3 protein-coding genes are annotated in these 1,408 nt (G+C 45.4%); all 3 read left to right on the top strand.

Annotated features, from left to right (window positions below; translation table 11 throughout):
* Positions 1-74: 74 nt before the first annotated feature.
* Complete coding sequence (locus AC4HAI_RS08960) at positions 75-350, top strand: TIGR04197 family type VII secretion effector (RefSeq protein WP_491111243.1); 276 nt, start codon at positions 75-77, stop codon at positions 348-350.
* Between the two features lie 13 nt (positions 351-363).
* Positions 364-756 carry a hypothetical protein gene (locus AC4HAI_RS08955; RefSeq protein WP_491111242.1) on the top strand — a complete coding sequence of 131 codons (393 nt, stop codon included), beginning with the start codon at positions 364-366 and terminating at the stop codon, positions 754-756.
* The coding region (locus AC4HAI_RS08950; RefSeq protein ID WP_491111241.1) for a T7SS effector LXG polymorphic toxin at positions 746-1,408 on the top strand (663 nt) is incomplete at its 3' end. The genes AC4HAI_RS08955 and AC4HAI_RS08950, both read left to right, overlap by 11 nt.

Raw genomic sequence — 1,408 nt, 5'->3', positions numbered from 1 at the left:
ATCTATCAAAAGACTTGCATAACTCTTAAAGTATCAGTAAACTAGTATCATATGAGACTAGTTAGGAGATTTCTATGGACAGTATCAAAAGTGTGATGACGGTCGCTCAATTACATGCGACCCAATTTTCAGAAAAAGGCAATAGCCTGACCAGCCTTGGTGACGTCTCCAAAGATGACACCACAACGGTTGCTGGTAATGAGAAAGCCCATGAAGTGCTAGATTTAACTAAAATAGCCCGCCAACAACTCTCAGAACTTATGCGTACTGCCTCGACTAATATTCATAGTGTTGCCGAAGGTTTTCAAGCTGTTGATAGTGAGCAGGCAGCGGGCATCAAGTTATTATAAATAGAGGGCAATCATGGCAGACAACTCACTAAAGCAAAAACGCCTCCAAAAAGAACAGGAAGTATCCAAAACCTATCATAAAGAACAGGAACTGATCGAAAGAGAGTATGACCTCCTCAGTGCTGAGCGAAAACTCGAAGACGAAGAAGGCATAGCTGAGGATGCTTTTAGTCAGCTGAGTCTCAGCATAGAAGAGCTGTGGTACGCTTATCAGTTTGATGGTCGTCCAGCTTGGCGTTATCAAGATTACCAGCAAGAAAGAAATCATATGCGTTATCTCTTTGAAGAGTCCCGACAAGATTTTGAGCAGCTTAAGCGACAGAATCGAGATGAGCAAGATGAGGTTTATGAGAAGCGTTTACGACTGCAAAGAGAGTTAGAGGAGATGGCAACAGATGAGTATTGATATGTATTTAGAGCGCTCACAAGCACAGGCAGCCAGTGCCAGAGAGATAGCGGAGCAAGAGATTGCCCAGTATGAGGCTTTGTCAGCTGTTCTTTCAGAGTTTGAAAATAGTGAAGCTGATTTAAAGGGGAAAGCTTACCGCTCTGCCCGTCAATTTTCAGCTACTGTATTGCGCCCCTTGGTTGATGGCGGGAAGCGTTTAGCCCAAGCCGTCGCAGAGGCGGTTGAAAAGTTTCCAGAAGCCTATATTGAGAAGGTCGCTAACGAGAGTCTCAAGGAGTCCGAGCTGGAACAGCAGATAGCAGACTTGAGTGCTCGGATTAATAATGCCCGAGATGCGATAGCTAGTATGAAACGCAGTAAATCTGACAAACATGCGTCTTCGCGCATGGCTAGCTATCATAAGATGATAGACATTGCAGAAGACAGTAAGCGAGAGTTGGAGGACAAGCTGGAGAAGCTTCGTGCTTTTCATGCGTCCTCTCCCGAATTATTTGCCCATATTGACGGTTTGAAAGCCGCCTTTGAAAAGGGTCTCCAGCAAGCCAACAGCTCCTGGGACAGCAAGACTGGCACCTTTATCATTCCTAAGAACAGGGATTGGATACAGAGGCTCAGCACCTCTGTGGAGAATGCCTCAGCCAAGCTGACA

Source organism: Streptococcus sp. ALY_208 (assembly GCF_058314295.1).
The sequence above is the reverse complement of the archived record's forward strand: the minus strand, read 5'-3'. Positions and strand labels throughout refer to the sequence as shown.